This is a genomic window from Nitrobacter sp. Nb-311A (assembly GCF_000152905.1).
In the GTDB taxonomy this organism is placed as follows: Bacteria; Pseudomonadota; Alphaproteobacteria; order Rhizobiales; family Xanthobacteraceae; genus Nitrobacter.
On record NZ_CH672426.1, the window covers coordinates 21,064 to 34,038 of the forward strand.

The window sequence follows — 12,975 nt, forward strand, 5'->3', positions numbered from 1 at the left end:
AACTCGTCGGCAGCCTTGATCACCACGAATGCCGGGCTGTGATGAGATCGTGGCCTTGAGCAGCGATAGACGGTGGCTTCCGAGACGAAGTAGCGCTTCTCGTCGGTGAATCGCACCGCCAATTCGCGCGGCGACAGCTCGGATTGCTCCAGCGCCAATTCGATGATCTGAGCCTGGATATTGTCGCCGATGCGGTTCCAGACCCGGCTCGGCCGGGAAGGACGATCCTCCAACGCTTCGGGCCCGCCTTTAAGGTAGCGGTCATACCAGCGGTAGAAGGTGCGCCGAGCAATGCCGAGCTGATCGAGCGTCTTCTTCGCGGGAACATGCGACTGCTCAATCATCCTGATGATCTCGAGCTTCTCGGATGCGGGGTATCTCATTCGTCGTCGCCCCCATCCGCGATCATACTTTTTTTGAGCAGACGGTTCTCCAGCATCAGATCGGCAACCGCCTCTTTCAAGGCACGGGTCTCACGGCGCAGGTCCTGAACTTCACCGGTCGTCGCAGCACGAGCCGTGTCGCCAGCCAGCCGCCGTTTGCCAGCTTCCAGGAATTCCTTCGACCAGGTGTAGTAGAGGCTCTGGGCTATCCCTTCCTTGCGGCACAGCTCGGCGATGCTGTCTTCGCCCCGAAGCCCATCCAGCACGATCCGGATTTTGTCCTCTGATGAAAAGTGCCGCCGCGTCGCACGGCGGATATCTTTGACTACGTGTTCGGCGGAGCGTTTGCCGCCAGTCGACTTCGTGCTCATGTTCGTTCCTTCGTCTGCGACGAGAACCGAACACTCCTTAGATCACACCATCAATTCTGTGCCATAGGTGCTGATCCCGGACAGTCGCCGATCGTGGTCCTGACCGACTTGCCGCGGATAACACCGTGCAAGCCCATGGTCCGCATCAATCGTGACACCGTACAACGGGCGATATCGAAGCCTTCGCGCTTGAGTTGCCGCCAGATCTTGCGCACGCCATAGACGCGGAAGTTCTCATCGAAGACGCGCCGGACCTCGATCTTCAGGATGACATCCTGCCTGGCGCGCGCCGACAGCTTGGCGGGATCACGCCGTTTGGCGACATGGGCATGATAGGTCGAGGGGGCGATCGACAGAACCTTGCAGATCGGCTCGACCCCATGCGCCGCGCGATGATCGTCGATGAAGGCGATCATGGCTTGGACCGGCGGTCGAGCTCCGCCGTCGCAAAATAAGCGCTTGCCTTGCGCAGAATCTCATTGGCTTGCCGAAGCTCGCGGTTCTCACGCTCAAGCGCCTTCAGCTTCTCCGCCACGTCCGTTGGGACGCCTGCTCGCTTGCCGCTGTCGATCTCCGCCTTCTTCACCCATTCCAGCAGGGTATGGCCGGAACAGCCAATCTTGGGGGCTATCGCCTCAATCGCAGCCCAGCGGGACGGATACTCGCTGCCGTGATCCAAAACCATTCGAACCGCTCGGGCCCGAACCTCCGGTGAAAACTTGTTCGTCGTCTTGCTTGTCATGGCTCCATCCTCTCAGGAGTTGGAGCCTCCGGCAAACCCGGGGCGGTTCAGTGCTTAGGCGGACCTCTGCGATCAATGATCTGCTTCAGGCGGTGCATCCGCACTTCCACAACCATCCAAAAAATTCTTGCTTCCTTGTGCTAACGAAGAGCTGCGATCTGGTGCCACGCGGTCGCGACCGGCAGTGCAAGGCACCGTACATTGTCATCGCTCCGGTGCGGGCGCTGGATGCGGTAGTCCAGAAGCATCTCGATGAGCTCAATTCGGCCGACGTCAAGGCAGCGCTTCCCGTCGTCGGAAATCGAGCTAAGTCGAAGTTGTCGGAGTTCATGCAACGCCTACTCAACAACAACGAGTCCGGCTACTTTTATCTCGACGCGGAGGACACCGATTTGCCGGAAGACAGCGTCGCCTTTCTCAATCTCTCGATAGCCATCAAGACCAACCACCATCTGCAGACCTGCATCGATGCAAAGGTGCTGCAGTTGACTGACACATTTCAGGCCAAACTGGGCTGGCTGCTTGGACAAAAGTACTCGAGAGTCGGCACTCCCGACATGGATGCCGATAAGGCGAGGAAGAAGATCGCGGCGGCACTTCAGACCGTCGCGCCTGGGTGGACGAGACTAAGATTAAGGCTCTAGGGAGCCGTTTCGCCGAGCTGAGTCAAACCGAGCCCAACAAGGTCATGTCGCCGCAAGAGATCGCCGCTGCGTTGAAGGCAGTTCCGAACCTGAAGCAACCGGTCATCAAGCGAGCAACCGAAATTTTGACCGAGGCTTTGGGTGCCGGTGAGGAGGCGGTGACGCGCAAGCTGAGCAGCCGTCTTTCTAACGATGCGGCGTTGACAAAATTGCTCAAGTAGCGAGGTCAGTGTTCAGGACGTGTCGCTGAGCGACCCACTTGCGGAACGGTTTCCGTGGCACGGATAGATCATCGACCACCATACTATTGTTTTTGCACTAGAACCTGAATGATGCTCGCGCTGGCCGCTTGCTCAATTTGATCTTGCGAGAACGCGTAGAGCGTTACACTTGTCGGAGTCCAAGTCTCTCCGACTTGATTCCACTTGATTTTATTGTCATCCGCTCCCTTAAACTTCTTATCGACGCTGCCGCAATACGGATTTTGTCCCCCACCATCAGCGCTATCTTTTCCTTCCATATTGTCAGGGCAACCAATCGTCACCTTCTCCCCAAAATCGATATTGAGCTTCGACGAGGTTTCGACAAACTGCTTCATTTAAAGCGTTCGCTGGAGCGTTTCGGTCACTAGCTGCCAGGACTTACCGGCGGTAAAGACACGCGCATTCCTCGGGACAGCCTGTGACTTCGAGAATGATATCAGACGCGGTAAAATGATGCGACGATAGCTGAACACAGGCGCGCTACCTATCTGATCCGCGATCGCGCATGACCGCGTTGTCACCCGCCGATTACGTGCCATGGGCAACTAGGACGAACCCACCGTACCAGCTTCGGCCTGGCAGAATGGCTTTGCCGAACCGGTGATCGATCGATTCGGCGCGAGTGAGTGGACCACATCATTGTCCTGGGTGAGGTGCATCTGCGCCGAAGCCCTGCAATCTTGCGGTGTGATCAGGTCAAGCGGCATCGTGGGGGACTTCATCACCACAACGTTTGAATTTAAGCTCGGTACACGCAGCACGATAGGCTGAAGGTCTCGCAAACAACGTTCGAGTGTAGTGCAGAGGCCGCTTTCAAAGATTCTGACGAAGTTGGTCCGGAACGGCGCCTGAAGGGGTCCCAATGCTGCCGATGGGGGTCATTTTTCGATCAGCATTCACGTTCAGGAGACACCATGTTCCTGCGACTCTTCCGCGCACCTGGCCCGCGCCTGGCACAGTCGCGTTGAAGCGAAATCACGTCTTCGTACTCGAGCGGCACATCGGCGGCTCGACGTGGCTCGTTTTTGACGCGAATTCCGGCCGCCCATCGAACGCGTGTTCACCTGCGATCGATTGCTGGATTTTACCATCGTCGGTCCTAGGGCAGGTGCATGACCCTTCGCCGCTTGCTTCTCGCGATCGTGGTCTGGAGCGGCTTCGGCCTGGTGTGTGCTTGGCGGAAAGCCCAAAGCGGACGAGCCGCCAAATCCTCGTATCCGACTGATCATCACCTGTGCCGATGTTGGTGAGATCGTCCAGATCCTCGGAGAACAGAAAGCCGAAGATGCTGCAAGGGCGGCTGGGGCGTCTGAGGCTCAAATAGCGGGGGCAAAACAATGCCTGCGATGATCTTGGCACTTGCCGCGGTCCTATTTCTGTCCGGCTGCGACAGCCGCCCGACGGAGGCCGACATGGCGGGCTGCGCAGTGCGTAGTGGCGGGCCTCCTATCTCGGTTCGCGAAGGTGCTGACTGCGCCGTCAACCGAGATGACCTTAAGCGGGAGCGAGAGCGCGAAACGACGGTCCGTGAGTCAAGCCCAGCACGCTTTCCCAGCTGCTCAACATTAGTGGTTTCCTATGATCCCCACACGTAAGCGTTGGCAAATCTTCTCATGCGATCGAGACTATGCGCGATCACGGTTGGCGAAGCGAGCCAACAAGTCTCGCTCGAAATAATGGAAACACTTCAACGCGAAGGCCGTCTCTGCTTTGGCAAGTTAGTAAGAACGTCGCCAGGGATGTGTTTCCACTTGCCTCCTGGTACCCGCCTCACCTGAAAGCAATCCTTAGTACTTGAATTGCAATAAAAGCATGTACCATTTCCGCCCTTACTCTTCGGGGAACACCCGACTACGTCTCCGTTGTTGAGCTTAGAAAAGCCGCAGCCCTTTGAATTACGGCAAGCCTTCAATGTGTCGTTCATTGGAGCCGCATCGACTGGTGCGCCCATTCCAATCGTTACAATCCCCGCCAGCACCGCGCCCCATAACTTTCGCATCAAAAACTCCTCAGACCAGCATGAGCCAGAATGCTAATTTGGCAACGTAGAGGCGACAAGGATTATCTTACCAAACGGGAGTTAAGTGCACCCGCGTGCGGCTGTGGGATGGCCGGCTAAGGGGTTTTTCGCACCGACAGCACGTTGAACGGTTGGATGCGTGCTAGTTAACCGTCCAGTTGATCTTTGCTTTTCACCAGGACGTATCTATGCGACTGAAGCTGTGGCTCGGTGGCGGAGTGGACACGCAAGGCACTTGAACGTGCCTTCACCCTGGTTCGAATCCAGGCCGTAGCCTCCACGCCCTTGTCGGAGATGTAGTCATCTTTCTTCAACCTATATCTCCCTAAGATTGGAATCCATGGTTTCTGTCAGGGCAAATGCGACCCCACTTGTCTTCGACCGCGCCACGGGTGCCATCGAAGGAGCCGGTTTTCGGGAAAAATTGCTGATCATGGCTTTCCAAGCCGGGGCACGCATTTCCTCCTCTTGGACCCACCGGGGTTTTGGTTTGAGCTGCCGGGCATTGCGCCCGATTGTGCCGAACCGGGATATTCTCGTCCGTCTCAATCAGGATGCTGTGTTCGCGTTTCCATTCGGTGACGAATACTGGAGCACGATCCTTGATCGCAAGTACGTTTATGAGCGTGACATCGACCTGTTTCTGCGTCGCATCTCCGACACCGACTACGTGTTGCTCGACTGTGGCGCCAACTACGGTTACTGGTCTACGCTGGTTTCGAGCGGCCCCTACGGCTCTCATCGCGCTATCGCTATTGAGCCTTCCTCTTCTAACTATGCTGTTTTACGCCGGAACGCCGTCATTAACGGCAACCGTTTCGAAACGATCAGAAGCGCGATCGGCGAGACGTCAGGCACGGCCTACCTGTCCGGCCGCAAGCACGAGTCGATGACCATCGCCGACCATGACGAGGGCGGCGAAGCTGTCAACCTAGTATCTCTCGATGACCTGATGGACCATATTGCTCTGTCCGCGAAACGTTTGGTGTTGAAGCTCGACGTCGAGGGCGTCGAAATTGGTGCCATGGTGGGTGGGGGGCGGTTACTCAAGACTGACTGCATCGTGATCTGCGAGGACCACGGTAACGATCCTCTCCACACGGTTTCCAAGCACATCCTCAACCATACCGAGATGCGACTATTCTGCTACGATCCAGATGCAGGTCACTATATCCGCCTGAAGGACGTATTGCCACTCGACCGCATTAAGAAGGCCGTCAACCGCGGCTACAACGTGCTTGCGACGGCAAGCCCCTTCTGGGAAGCACGCGTCCTCGGGGCTTGGAAATAACAAACTACGGACGCAAGCCGGGACGCTGTGCCGTTGGCACACATCCATAGACGCAGAGTCTGGCACGTATGCGCGCGCTGGGCTTTGTGGAGGAACAAGAGATCATGCCACGCTGTAACTGCCGGCTTTGAAATGTCCTGACCTGCTCGATGAGACGAGAAAGCGAGACGCCACGCCGCGCCATTGACAGCTTCGTCCCGTGTCGTCTACGGGCGCGCATAAACGGCGCCAGCGATGATCTCGATGCAAAAATTCTGCTGACCGACCTTTCTGATCCATTTCGTCTGCAAGTGGGTCAACCATTGCTTGCGGATCGTACGGAAGTTTGGCGCAAAAGCTCGCAACCGTTCGGAAAGTATTCAACCCGCCGGGAACGTCGCGCGAACTAGAAAAACTTTGCTGCTTCTGGCCTGACCCAACCTAACCCTTGCGGTTTGTACGTCGCGAGGAAAGCACACGCCGTATCAAAAGAACGCCGAGAGCGCAGGCACAGGATTGATTCATGCCTGCGGCCGATGTGACACATCTCGTTGCGATAGCATGCAGGGTGTTGATGGTTTGAGCAGCCTCGTCTAATAACCTCGCTTCGATCTTCGCGGATTCGGCTTGGTATTGAAGGTGCGGCCAAAGCGCTGTGTTCAGCGCTTCCTGGTGTTCTCAACGATATAATTGGGACGCTTGTCCTCGCAATCTGGTGAAGCATCATTTCAAAAGGCGTTGTCGGTCAGCATGACGAAGCGCGCATTGTTCACGTCGCCTTTGGCGAGGTGCTCACGGCGAGATCAACGTGTTCGATGAACCGAGGTCAGAAACATCCCAAAACACAATTTATCTATAGGTTTGTGATGGAAAAGTAAGAATTGGTTGGAAGCCGAACGGGCTATATTCGTTGACGCTATTCCATTGCCGCGAGAAGCGACGTTTGTCGCGGCCATCAGATAATGATCCCTCACGCGTAGGCGAAATGTACCTCGGCAGAGAAATTCGCATCAGGGTCCCAGCGTCGGTGTCACTACCCGCGAGACAGGTGCCTCTTACCCGGTATCGCGGCAGCACTCGGTCCCGCGTCCGCGGGCGGCGGCGCTATGCTGATGCTCCTGCGGGTGATTCATATTGTAAAAAGCCCGCGTTTCCTGCGGGCTTCTGTTTACCAACCACTGCCGAAGCCAACCGAGATGCCCGGGCCGTAGCCATAGCCGCCGCCGTAATACGGATTGCCGAAGCCAACTGAGATGCCCGGCCCGTAGCCATAGCCGCCGCCGTAATACCCGTTGCCGAAACCAACCGAGATGCCCGGCCCAAAGCCATAGCCGCCACCGTAATATGGATTGCCCACGCCAACGGAGATGCCCGGCCCCCCAAAGCCGTAACCGCCGCCGTAATACGGACTGCCGTAGTACCTCGAAGCGTATGCGGAACTTCTGTAGTACGGGTGATGCTGATTGCCATAGTGGTGATGATGCCTATGTCCGTAGTGGTAATGATGCCCATATCCATAGTGGTGATGATGCCTATGGCCATAGTGGCGGTAGTCTGCGCTTGCACTGGTAACAGTGAGTAACGCGGTCGCGCCCACCGCCATCGCAAAATTCAACTTTTTCATCTGAATACTCCGTAAATGTCCCGAGTGCTAATGAGCGAAACCAATCTATGTTCCTTACTGCTATGTATATGAACAACCGTTCATTCCCTCCGGCGGCTTCGGCTTCCAGGAAAACTGGCCTGCGAAACGCGTCGCTGCGGCAGTCTTTTGCGTTGTACGGGAATAGGCGGCCGAACTCTTCAGTCTCGGGACCGTCCAAATCGACGAAGCTGCCGGCACCGCGGGCTTACCGTGCTGCCTCAAAACCAGCATTGCTAGTAGGTTGGTCGCGTTGGCGCGATCCACGCGCCAACCACCTTCGTGCGCGCGATTCTGGGTCGCGCGGGACATAGGACAATTCTTCAAGTCGGCCGCGTGTCGGTATACCGAGCGGTTTAGGGGTAGCGCTCCTTGTACAAGGAAGCTCAGGGCGCCCAGGAGGGTGCCATTACTGGTTGCCGCTGAGGGACGAGTGCAAGAGCAGGGTGGCACTCATTGCCAAGCTGTCCCGCGAAACGGCGCTCTATGTGGCCGACCTCGACAAGGCCGCCGCTTTCGTGTGAAGGGAGCGCGCTTCCGCCGGAGCGCAAACATGAAGGGCTCTGAAGAACAGGTTTTAAGCCGCTGGACGATCGTCGATCCCGAAGGACTCCGCTGGAGTCCCCGGGTCTCCGGTTACGTCTCGGACGCGAAAGATGGTTCAGCACCGGCTTTACTACACACGCGCGAATAACTCCAAGCTAACTGAACCGGGCGTGCTGAACAGGATAAAAGCGCTCGCTATTCCGCCAGCCTGGTCCGAGGTCTGGGTTTGCTCCTTCACCGACGGCCATATCAAAGCTGCGGGACGGGACGCAAAGGCCGCAAGCAACCCGCTATCATCCACGGTTTCGCGAAGTGCGTGAATGCGCGAAATACGAGCATCTTTTTGCCTTCGCCGACGCGTTGTTGGCATCCGGCTAAAAGTAAACGAGCATATGACCTGCGAAGTGCTGCGGGAAAAGGTACGAGCGACTATCGTGATTTTTTAGAGACGACGCTGATCCGCTTTTGGAAATGACGAATACGCAGCGCAAAAACAAAAGGCTATGGCCTGACCACGCTCAATTAATTGGCATGTAGCCATCGACGAAATTGAAGAGCGGTTCAGATTTGCCTGCAAGAGCGGCAAGCAATGGTCTTTGGACCGCCGCATTGAGGAAGCCGTCGTTCTGGCGCTATTGCGTCGCTGCTTGCGAAGGAAGCGGATCGCCGGGCGACGAAGAAACAGCGACCAATGCGGCTGATGTTTCAGCGCTATCTGGAGCTCGGCAGCGTCAACCGTCTCGTCAAGTACAAAATCGTGACCTCAGCTCTGCCGTAGCTGCCTGTAATCCGCTGGTTCAAGTACTTTGTTGCTTAGGCCGCAACCGATCGTAGCGATGCTTGCCGATACATCGCAGCACCAAGGGCTTCTCGCGGAAGGCCGAGAGTATCCAGCGGCGAGCCAAATACGCTTCTTGCTCTAAGCGTCTAGGCAAATTGATCTATCTCGCGCACTCCGGTGGTGATGATGCAATCGGGACTGAGGAACCAATCAACGGAGGGCGAGTTGGCGGAAAGAAAAGCTGAAAGGACAAGACATGCCACGTTCAGTCGAGGAACTGAGTCGGAGCGTAACCGCGCCCAGCTCGCAGCGATGGTTGATCAGTTGAAGGAGCGGATATCGGACGCCGCCGAAGACATTCGTCACAAGACTTCGCCCGAACACGTAAAATCGGAGTTTTCCAATTACGTCAGCCTCAAGACACACAGTTGGGCTGAGGCACTGAAACAACGAGTAATGGACAACCCGATGGGAACCGTCGCGGCGGGTGCCGTGGCTGCGATCCCCCTGGTGCGCCTGGTGCGGGGCGCACCGCTGCCGCTCCTGATGCTGGGCGCGGGCCTTCTCCTAACTTCTAAGACGGCGCGCGATCGCGCTGCACAAGGCGCGGCTTCTTTGAAGGAGAAGGCGGACGAGATGCTGGATGAGGCTGGAACCTCAGAGGTACTTGTAGGCATGAAGGACCGGCTGGCATCGGCTCGAACACAGGCTGCCGACATGGCCATTGAGGTGAAAACTCAGGCGTCTCAAGTTGCCAGTACTTGGGGCGATAAGGTCGGGAGCAGCGCCTATGCCATCAGGGACAAGACCATTGCGACCAGAGATGCAGCCGCGACCGGATGGTCCAAAACTCGCGAGCTTACGGGTGATGCCGCGTTGATCGGCGGCTTGGGAATCGCGATCGGCGCCATCGTTGCCGCGGCTCTTCCCGAAACAAGGGCTGAAGCCAAGGCGATGGGCCAAGCCAGCGATAAGGTCAAACAGAAGGCCGGCGAAGGTGTGCGCTCAGGATTTTCAGCAGCCAAGGATGCGGCAATGTCGGCCGCCGACGCCGCGGCGAAAAGCGTTGGGGAGAGTGACTTAGGACGAGAGGCGGGCCGCATGACGCAGAACGTGTCCAATGCGCTCAAAGAAGGCGCCGATGATGTTGTGAGGGCGGCGTTCAGCCCCTCACGAAACCCCTAACCGAAAGAAACCATGATGAGCAATTTCGACCCGACGACAAGACTGACTTCGATCGGAACCGAGGCGACGGTTCCACACAGAGCCACAAGGAGCAGGTGGATAAGGCTGGTGCGGAGATCAAACATCGTGCGGATGAGTCTCTGCGCACCTCGACGGATGTTGTCTCGGAAATGACCGAGCAGCTGGATAGCCGGGCTCATGAGCAGCAGCAGGCTGGCGCTGAATTTATCGGGCGCTTCGCCGATGATATCCGCAAAGCGGCGCGAGCCTTCGAGAGCGACATGCCCTTCGCGGCGCGCGGTATCGACTCAGCTGCTGACTACGTTCACCAGGCAGCGGAGAAGATCCAAAATGGAAATTTCCGCGATCTTCTCGACGGTGCGAGCGATTTCGCGAGACGGCAGCCGGCCGCATTTCTCGGATTATCGGCCCTCGCCGGATTTGCGGCGATGCGCTTTTTCAGAGCGTCTGGGGGACAGCGATCTTCATCCCCATCCTCACAAGGCAATAACCTGTCATGAGCATCCCCAACGATATCCAAACCAGTCAGAACGATCTTCGAACGATCTTGAAGCTGTTTGGCAATGCGCTTTCGCAGTTTGCCAAGCTCTTCCAGAATGAAATCGATCTGGCGAATGCCGAATTGGGCGAAAAGGCTCAGGAGGTTATAGGCGCGGTGAGCTTCATCGCTGCCGGCGCCATCCTGGTGTTTCCCGCTGTGGTGATGGTGTTGTTCGCATTATCAGCGGCTCTCATAGCATCGGGTTGGTCAGAGCCGCTCTCGTATCTCACGTCGGCGGCCGTGGCCGCGGGGATCGCTGGCGTGCTGTTTGCCATCGGCATAAACCGCTTGCATGCGCGCCGCCTCACGCCACACGAAACTATCGGGCAGCTCGAAAAGGACAAAGATGTGATGAAGGAAATGGTGCGATGAGCAATAAGAAAACAGGTTTTTTCGATAATCTTGTGGCGGCAGCGAGGGAAAATCCGTTGGCGGCTGCCCTCATCGGAGCCGGCGCATTCTGCCTTTTCACGGGCAATGAGAAGTTGAAGGACGCCGCGCGCGCGGCGACGGCGGCTGCGCCGGCCAGCGATCTTCGCGCACTGGATCCGCGTTCGACTTTGTCCACTCACCAACGATCTGCCGCGCCGCCGCTAGCTCCTAAATTGAATGACGAGGGATCGTTCCATGTCGGTGATAAGTTGCGCGATGCGGGCAGTGCGGCATCGCATGCGATTTCAGGCTCAGCCGATAAGATCAAAGACCGGTGGCACGAAGGTGCTAACTATGTACGAGAGAACGTCGGCAGGCCGGGAGAAGAGGCCCTCAAAACGGTTCAGTCTTCCTTGGGCGGCCTGCTCGAGCGGCAACCTCTAATGCTCGGTATCTTGGGCTTAGCCGCCGGAGCGGCCGTGGCAGGTGCATTCCGGACATCTGATCTTGAGAACGATTGGGCGGGCGCGGTCAGCGACGAAGTCAAAGCCCACCTGAACACGCGCGCCGGAGCGGTATCACAAGGTCTCCATGAGGCCGCAGATAAGCTTCAGACCGAACTCAGGGAAACGGGCGCCGACGTGGTCGAGCTGGTGAAGCAAACCGCCACGGGGGCCGCGAACGCCGCACGAGAAGCCATGAAACTGCCCTGATCCGCCCGCGACGATGCATGTCATGCCCTTCCACTTTCGTGCCCACTTATGGCTGGAGAAGTTCTTTGGCACGTGCCAGTACGACTTCGAAGCTACTCCCATTGTCGCGCCTGTTCTAACACCGCAGCCGCCGATTCCTTTGCAACGTTGCCCGGTCACTAAGCGTTCGGCTTTTCGGTTACGAGCGCCAGCTCAAGTTCGGCAGATGTCCGGCGCTTGAAACGTGGAGAGGTTGGCGAAACATTTCTGCGCGCATTTTGTTAATGGCGCGCGGAGAGCAAAAAGCCCCGCGTCAAAACGACCGCAAAGGAGAGGACGTTATTGCGGGCGAAGTGTAGCCGAACTCTGACTGGTTCACCACTTTGGACGGCTCAGCGGACAGCTGACGACGCGATAGAAGCCGGGCTGCAGCCGCGACATCCACAGTACTCGCACCATTGGGCCGCCTGCTGCAGTTCTTTAGACACGAGGTAAAGCTAATCCCACCTCAATATGTGAAAGCCTACGTGAAGCGTGGCAAGAACGACGCGGCCGCTGTGCGAGGCGGTTACCCGACCGAACATACGGTTCGTACCGGTGAAATCGAAGGAACGTGTCAATCGGCTCGCAAATTTGACCCCGTATCGGCGTTCAATTTTGACCCCTTCGCGCGGCGTGGTTTGAGGGTAGCGCTCGACTCGTCGGAGCTGGCCGGGATTGCGGAGACGAGACGAGCGCGGGTGGCGTGATCGTCGTCGCGGCTTTTGAAGCGCCAGCTGTCGTTACCGGTTTCGACGATGTCGCAGTGGTGGGTCAACCGGTCGAGCAGCGCGGTGGTCATCTTGGCGTCGCCGAACACGCTGGGCCATTCGCCGAAGGCGAGATTGGTGGTGACGATGACGGAAGCACGCTCGTAGAGCCGGCTGACGAGATGGAACAGCAACTGGCCGCCGGATTGGGCAAAGGGCAGATATCCGAGTTCGTCGAGCACGATGAAGTCCATCCGGGTCAGATGTTCGGCAAGCCGGCCCTGACGTCCGTTACGGGTCTCGATCTCGAGGCGATTGACGAGGTCGACCACGTTGTAGAAGCGACCGCGGGCGCCGGATCGGATGCAGCTTCTGGCGATTGCGATGGCCAGGTGGGTTTTGCCTGTGCCGGTGCCGCCGACGAGCACGACGTTGCGCTGCTGGGCGATGAAGCCGCCGCCGGCGAGATCATTGACGAGCGTCTGATTGATCGGCGTGCCTTCGAACTGGAAGTCATCGAGATCCTTGGCCAATGGCAGCTTGGCGATGGTGAGCTGGTACTTGATCGACCGCGCCTGCTTCTCGTTGATCTCGGCGCTGAGCAGGTCGCCGACGATGTGCTGAGGTTCGTGCTGGCGCTTGACGGCCGTCGCCATGATCTCGTCGAAGGCAGCCCTCATTCCGTAGAGTTTGAGCTCACCCATGAGGTCGAAGATTTGGGTTCGTTCCATCAGATGGTCCTCCGGAGGTTGT

Annotated in this window: 11 protein-coding genes, 1 tRNA gene, 3 pseudogenes and 1 other annotated feature; of the genes and pseudogenes, 10 read left to right on the forward strand and 5 right to left on the reverse strand. The window is 57.5% G+C overall.

The window, feature by feature from the left end; translation table 11 throughout:
• Together NB311A_RS20975 and NB311A_RS20980 are read right to left on the reverse strand one after the other, a co-directional pair.
• A pseudogene (locus tag NB311A_RS20975) lies at positions 1 to 754 on the reverse strand (helix-turn-helix domain-containing protein); the annotation flags it as partial.
• Positions 755 to 819: 65 nt separating this feature from the next.
• Positions 820 to 1,496, reverse strand: a pseudogene (locus NB311A_RS20980) (IS3 family transposase); the annotation flags it as partial.
• Positions 1,096 to 1,212, reverse strand: a sequence feature (AL1L pseudoknot). It overlaps the preceding pseudogene by 117 nt.
• A 161-nt stretch (positions 1,497 to 1,657) precedes the next feature.
• Here NB311A_RS20980 and NB311A_RS22845 point away from each other — a divergent pair.
• Both NB311A_RS22845 and NB311A_RS19445 read left to right on the forward strand, forming a co-directional pair.
• Positions 1,658 to 2,140 (forward strand): hypothetical protein, encoded by a 483-nt coding sequence (locus tag NB311A_RS22845; RefSeq protein ID WP_245257045.1) that lies wholly within the window; start codon positions 1,658 to 1,660, stop codon positions 2,138 to 2,140.
• Positions 2,113 to 2,361, forward strand: coding sequence for a hypothetical protein (locus tag NB311A_RS19445; protein WP_245257046.1), 249 nt, complete (start codon positions 2,113 to 2,115; stop codon positions 2,359 to 2,361). The genes NB311A_RS22845 and NB311A_RS19445 overlap by 28 nt, the downstream gene beginning before the upstream one ends.
• 83 nt (positions 2,362 to 2,444) lie before the next feature.
• On the opposite strand, the gene NB311A_RS19450 is transcribed toward NB311A_RS19445, so the two are convergent.
• Positions 2,445 to 2,738 (reverse strand): hypothetical protein, encoded by a 294-nt coding sequence (locus tag NB311A_RS19450; protein WP_009800394.1) that lies wholly within the window; start codon positions 2,736 to 2,738, stop codon positions 2,445 to 2,447.
• A 1,889-nt stretch (positions 2,739 to 4,627) separates the two neighbouring features.
• Between NB311A_RS19450 and NB311A_RS19455 the strand changes: the two genes are divergently transcribed.
• Positions 4,628 to 4,703 (forward strand) — tRNA-Ser (locus tag NB311A_RS19455).
• Positions 4,704 to 4,763: 60 nt separating this feature from the next.
• On the forward strand, positions 4,764 to 5,714 hold the full coding sequence (locus NB311A_RS19460) for an FkbM family methyltransferase (RefSeq protein WP_009800397.1): 951 nt from the start codon (positions 4,764 to 4,766) through the stop codon (positions 5,712 to 5,714).
• 1,147 nt (positions 5,715 to 6,861) lie between these two features.
• On the opposite strand, the gene NB311A_RS20990 is transcribed toward NB311A_RS19460, so the two are convergent.
• On the reverse strand, positions 6,862 to 7,317 hold the full coding sequence (locus NB311A_RS20990) for a hypothetical protein (RefSeq protein ID WP_086008734.1): 456 nt from the start codon (positions 7,315 to 7,317) through the stop codon (positions 6,862 to 6,864).
• A gap of 571 nt (positions 7,318 to 7,888) precedes the next feature.
• On the opposite strand from NB311A_RS20990, the gene NB311A_RS22155 reads away from it, so the two are divergent.
• The 6 genes and pseudogenes from NB311A_RS22155 to NB311A_RS21475 form a co-directional block, all read left to right on the forward strand.
• The gene (locus tag NB311A_RS22155; protein ID WP_165475285.1) at positions 7,889 to 8,029 is read left to right on the forward strand and encodes a hypothetical protein; all 141 of its coding nucleotides are present in this window, start codon (positions 7,889 to 7,891) and stop codon (positions 8,027 to 8,029) included.
• On the forward strand, positions 7,992 to 8,201 hold the full coding sequence (locus NB311A_RS23285) for a hypothetical protein (protein WP_371256546.1): 210 nt from the start codon (positions 7,992 to 7,994) through the stop codon (positions 8,199 to 8,201). The genes NB311A_RS22155 and NB311A_RS23285 overlap by 38 nt, the downstream gene beginning before the upstream one ends.
• A gap of 773 nt (positions 8,202 to 8,974) precedes the next feature.
• On the forward strand, positions 8,975 to 9,847 hold the full coding sequence (locus NB311A_RS19475; protein WP_245257047.1) for a DUF3618 domain-containing protein: 873 nt from the start codon (positions 8,975 to 8,977) through the stop codon (positions 9,845 to 9,847).
• 517 nt (positions 9,848 to 10,364) lie between these two features.
• Positions 10,365 to 10,781: a phage holin family protein gene (locus NB311A_RS19485; RefSeq protein ID WP_009800405.1), complete on the forward strand. Its 417-nt coding sequence runs from the start codon at positions 10,365 to 10,367 to the stop codon at positions 10,779 to 10,781.
• Between the two features lie 113 nt (positions 10,782 to 10,894).
• A complete protein-coding gene (locus tag NB311A_RS19490; protein WP_245257048.1) occupies positions 10,895 to 11,494 on the forward strand; it encodes a hypothetical protein in 600 nt (199 codons plus the stop codon).
• Positions 11,495 to 11,923: 429 nt separating this feature from the next.
• Positions 11,924 to 12,088: pseudogene (locus NB311A_RS21475) on the forward strand (IS110 family transposase); the annotation flags it as partial.
• A gap of 1 nt (position 12,089) precedes the next feature.
• On the opposite strand, the gene istB reads toward NB311A_RS21475, so the two are convergent.
• Positions 12,090 to 12,953, reverse strand: a complete 864-nt coding sequence (gene istB, locus NB311A_RS19495) for an IS21-like element helper ATPase IstB (protein WP_009796681.1) — start codon at positions 12,951 to 12,953, stop codon at positions 12,090 to 12,092.
• Positions 12,954 to 12,975: the final 22 nt, after the last annotated feature.